This is a genomic window from Idiomarina sp. UBA3162 (assembly GCF_002364475.1).
In the GTDB taxonomy this organism is placed as follows: domain Bacteria; phylum Pseudomonadota; class Gammaproteobacteria; order Enterobacterales; family Alteromonadaceae; genus Idiomarina.
Genome location: NZ_DEYI01000009.1, coordinates 21,652 through 29,851 on the forward strand (window position 1 = coordinate 21,652; position 8,200 = coordinate 29,851).

The following is an 8,200-nucleotide window of genomic DNA, read 5'->3' on the forward strand; positions in this document are numbered from 1 at the left end:
TATCAACATAGCCAAACAATGGGTGTTTGCTGTACACTACGTAAGTTCATTCAAGAGGAGGTATTTTCATGGCTACAACCGACGCATCTCGAAGTCTTATCAACGCGCCGGTTGGAAAAACGCTATGGGAAATGACTTGGCCCGTCATCTTTGGCGTGGCAACGCTGATAAGCTTTAACGTCGTTGATACCTTCTTTATCAGTCTGCTGGGCACCGACCCGCTTGCAGCGGTCAGCTTCACCTTCCCTATTACCTTTACGGTGGTTAGTTTGACCATTGGTTTAGGTATTGGTACGTCAGCGGTAATCGCGCGAAAATATGGTCGGGATAAACCGCAAGAAGCGCAGTTTGACGGCTTTGCTGCACTCTCGGTTTCCGCTTTACTTGTTCTGATGCTGTCAGCCGTGGGCTATATTTTCATGGACAGTATTTTTACCCTCCTGCAAGCACAACAACGTTTACTGCCGCTGATCCGTGAATATATGACGCTATGGTTTGCGGGCAGCGTCATGTTGGTCACGCCAATGGTCGGCAATGCGGTATTGCGCGCATCGGGCGACACACGAACACCATCATTGATTATGGCCTCGGGCGGTTTGGCGAATGCCATTTTTGATCCGATCCTTATTTTTGGTTGGGGACCGATCCCTGCGATGGGTATTGAGGGAGCCGCTTTAGCGAGCGTGATTTCGTGGTTGAGTGGCGTGGTTCTCGTGTTTTGGTTACTTAATCGTAAGCAGCTTATTCGGGTACGTATCGAAACGACACGCGGGTTGTTTCGCGAATGGGTCGATGCCGCTCGCGCTATTTTGAAAATTGGTCTGCCAGCGGCAGGCGCCAACATTCTGACTCCGCTCGCGATGTCGGTCATGACGGCTATTATTGCATCTTATGGTGCGGCGGCAGTGGCGGCATTTGGCGTTGGCACTCGACTCGAGTCGCTCGCGAGTATCATTATTCTGGCGTTATCCATGTCGTTGCCGCCGTTGATTAGCCAAAACTTTGGTGCCAACCGAGTTGATCGGGTACGTGAGGCCTATGGCAAAGCCTTAAAAGTGGTATTTGCCATTCAACTGGTTATCTATGCGGCGATGGCAATAACGGCACCGTGGATCGCGATGGCATTTGCGAAAGAGCAAGAAGTGGCGCGTATCGTTGAGCTGTTTATTTACATAATGCCCATAGGGTATGGCTTTCAGGGTTGGATCATTCTTTCGAACTCAAGTTTTAATGCCATTCATAAACCGATGCGTGCGCTCGGCTTAAGTGTCATCCGCTTATTTGTTTTTTTCGTACCCTTGTCCTACTTAGGGAGTCTACTAGCGGACCTACACGGCCTATTTGTTGGGGGTGTGGTCGGTAATATCATTACAGCGGCTATCGCTTATGTATGGTTTACGCGAGCGCTGAGGAGGGTTGGTGAGTAAAGCATTTGAATTAGTATCGAGCTATCAGCCTGCAGGTGATCAGCCTGCAGCGATTGAAAAAATTCTAGAAAATTTAGACGCAGGGCTTGCCCATCAAACCTTATTGGGCGTTACAGGTTCGGGTAAGACGTTTACCATGGCTAACGTGATTGCACAGTCGCAACGTCCGACACTCGTCCTTGCTCATAACAAAACGTTGGCAGCGCAGCTTTATGGTGAGATGAAAGAATTCTTCCCTAATAATGCTGTCGAGTATTTTGTGTCGTATTACGATTATTATCAGCCGGAAGCCTACGTTCCTAGTACAGATACCTTCATTGAGAAAGATGCCTCAATTAACGACCACATTGAGCAAATGCGATTATCTGCGACTAAGGCGCTGATGGAGCGCCGGGATGTCGTAATTGTGGCAAGTGTGTCTGCAATATATGGTTTGGGCGACCCTGAATCCTATATGAAAATGCTGCTCCATTTGCGCCAAGGCGACACCATGGATCAACGGGACATATTACGTCGTCTTGCTGAATTACAATATAAACGCAACGATTTAGCTTTTGAGCGGGGCACATTTCGTGTGCGTGGCGATGTTATAGATATTTTTCCCGCCGATGCAGAAAAGCAAGCGGTTCGGGTTGAGCTGTTTGATGATGAAATAGATAAAATAAGCCTTTTCGACCCGCTTACCGGCGCGGTCGATAAATCGGTTGTCCGGGCAACGGTGTTTCCGAAAACCCACTATGTTACACCTCGAGAAAAGATTCTCGATGCTATCGAGCGTATTAAAGGTGAGCTAAAAGAACGTAAAACTCAGTTGCAACAGGCAAACAAATTACTGGAAGAGCAACGTATCTCTCAGCGTACACAGTTTGATATCGAAATGATGATGGAGTTGGGGTACTGCTCTGGGATAGAAAACTATTCTCGTTACCTTTCTGGTCGGGCGCCAGGCGAGCCACCGCCAACCTTATTAGATTATTTCCCAGCGGATGGCTTAATGTTTATAGATGAATCTCACGTTACCGTATCGCAAGTGGGAGCCATGTACAAAGGGGATAGATCCCGCAAAGAAACCTTAGTTGAATTTGGATTTCGTCTTCCATCAGCGTTAGATAATCGCCCGCTTAAATTCGACGAATTTGAACAAATATGCCCTCAAACTATTTATGTGTCGGCAACGCCAGGCGAATATGAATTGAATAAAACGCAGGGCGATATTGTAGAGCAAGTTGTTCGTCCTACGGGCTTACTGGATCCTGAAATTGAAGTTCGCCCTGTTGCTACTCAGGTGGACGATGTGCTTTCTGAGATTCAAAAGCGGGTGAAAGTTGATGAAAGGGTATTGATTACCACGCTGACTAAGCGAATGGCAGAAGATTTAAGCGAATACCTTAACGAACACGGTGTGAAAGTCAGGTACTTGCACTCAGACATTGATACCGTGGAACGTATCGAGATTATTCGAGACTTACGGATTGGTAAGTTTGATGTGCTCGTGGGAATTAACCTGTTACGAGAAGGCCTTGATATGCCAGAGGTGTCTTTGGTTGCAATATTAGATGCCGATAAAGAAGGTTTCCTACGCGCAGAGCGTTCACTCATTCAAACAATCGGTCGGGCCGCCAGACACATTAATGGCCGAGCCATTTTGTATGCCGATTCTATTACTAAATCTATGCGTAAAGCCATGGACGAAACCGGGCGTCGTCGTCAGAAGCAAATCGAACATAATACGGCGAACAACATTACCCCTATGCGTTTGAATAAGCCTATTACCGATATTATGGATTTAGGCGAGGGCGCTCACCCTGCGTCTGGAAAGGTGCGGCTACGCAAAGTTGAAGAGAAGAAAAAACAACAAAAAGCGGCCAGTGCTACCGACCTTATGGATCAGATTGCAGAGCTGGAAAAGCAAATGTTCAATTATGCCCGAGAGCTTGAATTTGAGAAGGCGGCATCCTTACGGGATGACATTGAAGCGTTAAGAAAACAAGTTGTGGCCCTCTCTTAACCTCTAACTGCTTATACTAAAGTTTTAGTATGAGGTGAGATAACCAGAATATTGGCCAATAAGCGAAATTTTTACTGTAAATTACGGTAGAAAGGCCAATTTTATCGTTGTAATAAAAGGACGACTTGCATATAGTCACTTATTGAGTATCTATAACTATACCTAAAACGGGTGACTCTATGCTAAACCGTCTACAGGAATCGGATATAAAGCTACTTCGCGTGTTCTACGCAGTAGCAAGCTGCAACGGATTTACTGCGGCAGAACCAGTGTTGCGTATGCAGCGTCCCAACATAAGTGCTGCCATTAAAAAGTTGGAAGAGCGTCTTGATCTTGTTCTTTGTCATCGAGGCAGAGGCGGTTTTCAAATGACGAAAGAAGGCGAAGTTGTATTCCAAGAAACAAAACGTATCTTCAACGCCTTCGATAACTTTGTATTTAATTTAAAATCACTTCACGATGATTACTCAGGGCACATTACGTTAGTGTTAATGGCTGGCTTACCGCTATCTATGCACTTAGCTGTAAGTAAAGCGGTTAAAAGTACAATGAAAAAGTTTGATGATATTCATGTGAATATCCAAACCCGCTTGTACAATGAAGTTGAGCATGTGGCGTTATCAGGTGAATGTCACTTGGTTGTTTCTACCTATGATATGGTAAAACCTGAGTCGGTTACCTTCCACCCAATTGGTATTGCTACCGAAGGGCGACTTTATTGTGCGCCTACTCATCCGTTAGCCAAATACCGTGATTGTGAATTACCCGACAACGTGAATATTGAGGACTACCCTGCGATTGGTATTTCAGGCTTATCGTCAGCCAATTATATTGAAGATGAATCACGTTTAGCCATTCAAACATTTTCAGACTCTTTTGATGCAGCCATGTCGGCCATTATGACTGGCGAATATGTTGGTTTATTACCAGACTACATGGCTAAAGAGCAGGGCGCGGCACTCGGGCTGGTGCCTATTGCCAACGGCAGTTTGTTTAACTTCAGCCATAATCTATTTGTTATCAACGGAAAAAATACTCGTCTTAACCCTGTATTAAGACACTGTATTAAAGAGCTTACTTACTTTATTGCGGAAAGCCAAAAGTAGGTCTTCCCCCATTTTCTCAGCGAGAATGTATGCCATAATGAATGCCCTAATCGATAGGGCATTTTTATTGGGTAAACGCTATTTTTTTCATAAGTAAATTGTTCGCTTTTTTCTTTGGCGCGTTTAGTTGTTTCGCGCTACATACCCTGCTGCAAGTCCCAGTAGTATTGGCAGCGGCAATAGTTGGGTTAGCAGGTAGCTTTTGGAATTTCCCAGCATCATATGAACATCACCCACAAGCGGCCATTTACGCGGGAGCCTTTGCTGGCATGTGCTCGGGAAACTACATTGAATCGTGGTGGTTACTTGCACTTATCTGTGTGCTTGGCGCTAGTTTTTATACGGTTACCCGTGGCTTGTTTACGGGCTTTGGAGGTCGGCTAGGTGCAATTGCTTTCGTGGCGGTGGCTGGTGGATTGGTCGTAAGGGACTTTCTATGACCGTGATCCTAATATTTACCTCTTCGTTGCTTGGTGCATGGTTAACCTATTTCCTTTCACATCACGCTAAGTTTACACCTGTTCGCGCTTCTAGTTTGCTCACGTTATTGTTCTATTGCGTACTGTATTTATTGGGTGTAGCTCCGGATATGTGGGCTGCGGCATTTTTTGGTGGAAGTTTTGTAGGAATGAGCGCGCCTCACCGATTTGGAATGATGGCTGTTACTGTGGCAGGTAGCCTGTTTGCTGCCTGTTACGAGGTATTATTGCCGTTTATCGCTGGTGTGGGCGGCGCGCTAGGGGTGAGTGCGTTTCTTTCTGTCGCCGCGGTACATTTACTCACACGGCTACTTGCTAAGATGAAGGCGAAAGAAAGCCCCTCACAAAGCACACGTTAGTGTGCTTCATACTCAAGGGGGTCGGTTGCATTGTTGTCGCGAAAGGCTTCTAAGCGCTCTTCACAGGCACCACATTTTCCACAAGCTTTCTCTCGCCCATTGTAGCAGGTCCAAGTTAGCCCATAATCTAAGCCCATTTTCAGTCCATCGGTAAGAATATCGGTTTTACTCACTTTTAAATAAGGGCTAACAATGTCTACCGGGGTGTAGTTGGCAATGTGACAAACATCATTCATTTTTTCAACAAACTCTGGTCGGCAGTCCGGGTAAATAGCGTGGTCGCCAGAATGCGCGCCATAATACACTTCATTTGCTTCTAAGCTCACCGCGTAACCCACCGCCAATGAAAGTAAAATCATGTTCCTATTGGGTACCACCGTTTGCTTCATGCTAGGTTCTTCGTAGTGGCCTTCAGGCACTTCAATATCTGAGGTTAACGACGAACCGCCAATTAAGGTGTTAATGGCGCTGATGTCCACCACTTTGTGAGGAATGTTTAAAGACCGACATACGTTTGCGGCGTAATCGAGTTCCTTTTTATGACGCTGTCCGTAGTCGAACGATAATGCGTTTACTTTTTTTCCATCTCTTATGGCTTTGTGTAAGACGGTGAAGGAATCCATCCCGCCTGAATAGATAACAACGACGTTTTCTGACATAGTTTTTAAAATTTAAGAAATTATACCCGAATTTTATGTGATCCTTGGTAAAATCCCAACATACAATTGTAAAAGGGCTAAATTTTGTCGACATCTATCACACTCAGCATTAATGAAATGTTTGAAACCATTCAGGGCGAAGGGGCGCATACGGGGATCCCGTCTATTTTTGTTCGCTTGCAAGGATGTCCGGTTGGTTGTCCGTGGTGTGATACAAAACATACATGGACGCTGGATGATGCTCTGGTAACTACAGCGCAAGCCGTCATTGCAAAAAATGAAGAGTCAGAGCATTACTTTGACGTCAACGAAAATGAATTGTTAGCCTTGTTTGAAGCGCAAGGTTATGTGGCGAAGCATGTGGTTATTACAGGGGGTGAGCCTTGTATGTACGATTTAATCCCACTCACCGAGTTATTGCATAACCGTGGCTATACCACACAAATTGAAACCAGCGGTACGTTTGAAGTGCGTTGTGACCCACGTACATACGTCACTGTGTCGCCCAAAATTAATATGAAAGGGGGTATGGAAGTATTGGTAAGCGCGCTAGAGCGGGCCAACGAAATTAAACACCCCATTGCAATGCAAAAGCATATTGATGAACTTGATATCCTGCTAGAAAAAGTGTCATCCCTAGACGGTAAACAAGTGTGTTTACAACCCATCAGCCAACAGGCACGTGCCACCGAGTTAGCCGTCAAAACCTGTATTTCCCGTAATTGGCGTCTATCATTACAGACGCACAAATATATCGGTATTGAATAATAAACATGCTAAGTACTGAATTAATGTTGGATTTAAGGGAGCGGTGTTCATGAAATGTATTTTCACGCTGTTGATGACTTTTTGGGGCTTACTTTTATCGCCTGTTGCAGACGCTGCATTGTGGACAATTACCTACCCGCGCCCCATTGACGATACAGATGCGCGTACCGAGTACCCTATTGCGTTACTTAAGCTGGCCCTAGAAAAAACAGGTGTTAATTACGAGTTGTTACCCTCAGACCGAATTTTGCTTACCGGCAAAGCACTTCGGCAGTTAAGGGAAAATCGCGAAGTGAATGTTGTTTGGAGTATGACTGATACTCAGCGAGAAAAGGATTTGCTCCCTATCCGTATCCCCATTGCCAAAGGGTTAATTGGTATGCGGGTGTTCGTGATTAACGAAGAGAAAAAAGATAAATTCGCACAGGTAAAGTCGAAGGGCGACTTATTGAAGCTTACTCCTTTGCAAGGAGAAGAATGGCCAGATACGAAAATATTGCAAGCAAACGGTTTTAACGTTTTTACGGTGCCAGAATTTAAACAAGCTTACGCGCTGTTATTGCAGGGGAAAGGCGACTTTTTTCCACGCTCGGTGATTGAAATAACAGCTGAAATGGAAACGGCAGGGAGGGGGTCTGTTCTGCAAGTTGAACCCGACATGGCGCTCTATTACCCCACTGCCATGTATTACTTTGTGAGCAAAAGTAACCCCACGTTAGCAAGGTTAATTGAAACGGGATTAGAGCGAGCTATAGCCGATGGTTCTTTTGATGATTTGTTTCTTTCTACCCACAAAACGTTACTTGAATCTTTAAATATGGATTCTCGACGAATATATACGTTGGAAAATCCATTACTCCCACCGAACACGCCGGTGGGAAATAAGCAATTGTGGTACTCGGTGGTCACGCCATAACATTAAGCGAGTATAAAAAAACAGGCCGCATAGCGGCCTGTTTTCATTGGTCATACGAAGGGGGGTATTAAGACTCGCCTGCGTGAACGTCTTTCATTGAACGACCCGATGGGTCTGCATTGTTCTTGAAGCTTTCATCCCATTCCAGTGCTTCTACGGTACTACAGGCGATAGATTTACCACCTGGCACACATTTGGCGGCACTTTCTTGTGGGAAATATCCTTCAAAAATGGTGCGGTAGTAATACCCTTCTTTGGTATCTGGCGTATTTACTGGGAAGCGGAATTCTGCGGTAGCGAGTTGTTGATCGCTCACTTCGCCTTCAACAAACTCTCTTATTGAATCAATCCAAGAGTAACCCACACCATCACCAAACTGCTCTTTTTGACGCCATAACACTTCATCTGGCAGGTAGCCGTCGAAAGCCTGCACGTAAAATGTGTTTTTCAATTTTGCCGTCTTTACACATTTTAGCTT

At 45.3% G+C, this 8,200-nt stretch carries 7 protein-coding genes and 1 pseudogene; 6 read left to right on the plus strand and 2 right to left on the minus strand.

Translation table 11 applies throughout. The features are described from left to right. Positions 1-68 precede the first annotated feature (68 nt). The 4 genes from B2X00_RS01285 to B2X00_RS01305 all read left to right on the plus strand — a co-directional run bounded on the left by B2X00_RS01285 (position 69) and on the right by B2X00_RS01305 (position 5,379). Positions 69-1,427, plus strand: a complete 1,359-nt coding sequence (locus B2X00_RS01285) for an MATE family efflux transporter (protein ID WP_290485791.1) — start codon at positions 69-71, stop codon at positions 1,425-1,427. Then, positions 1,420-3,435, plus strand: coding sequence for an excinuclease ABC subunit UvrB (gene uvrB, locus B2X00_RS01290; protein WP_290485792.1), 2,016 nt, complete (start codon positions 1,420-1,422; stop codon positions 3,433-3,435). Before B2X00_RS01285 ends, uvrB begins: the two co-directional genes overlap by 8 nt. A gap of 179 nt (positions 3,436-3,614) precedes the next feature. After that, positions 3,615-4,541, plus strand: coding sequence for a LysR family transcriptional regulator (locus B2X00_RS01295; protein ID WP_044056531.1), 927 nt, complete (start codon positions 3,615-3,617; stop codon positions 4,539-4,541). A gap of 436 nt (positions 4,542-4,977) precedes the next feature. Continuing rightward, positions 4,978-5,379 (plus strand): hypothetical protein, encoded by a 402-nt coding sequence (locus B2X00_RS01305; protein ID WP_290485793.1) that lies wholly within the window; start codon positions 4,978-4,980, stop codon positions 5,377-5,379. Here the strand turns inward: B2X00_RS01305 and queC are convergent. Beyond that, on the minus strand, positions 5,376-6,038 hold the full coding sequence (gene queC / locus B2X00_RS01310; RefSeq protein WP_044056533.1) for a 7-cyano-7-deazaguanine synthase QueC: 663 nt from the start codon (positions 6,036-6,038) through the stop codon (positions 5,376-5,378). The genes B2X00_RS01305 and queC overlap by 4 nt on opposite strands. A 117-nt stretch (positions 6,039-6,155) precedes the next feature. On the opposite strand from queC, the gene queE reads away from it, so the two are divergent. Next, positions 6,156-6,806, plus strand: a complete 651-nt coding sequence (gene queE / locus B2X00_RS01315; RefSeq protein WP_272964569.1) for a 7-carboxy-7-deazaguanine synthase QueE — start codon at positions 6,156-6,158, stop codon at positions 6,804-6,806. Positions 6,807-6,855: 49 nt separating this feature from the next. Next, positions 6,856-7,722: an amino acid ABC transporter substrate-binding protein gene (locus B2X00_RS01320; RefSeq protein WP_044446645.1), complete on the plus strand. Its 867-nt coding sequence runs from the start codon at positions 6,856-6,858 to the stop codon at positions 7,720-7,722. Between the two features lie 67 nt (positions 7,723-7,789). On the opposite strand, the pseudogene B2X00_RS01325 reads toward B2X00_RS01320, so the two are convergent. After that, a pseudogene (locus tag B2X00_RS01325) lies at positions 7,790-8,200 on the minus strand (asparagine synthase-related protein); the annotation flags it as partial.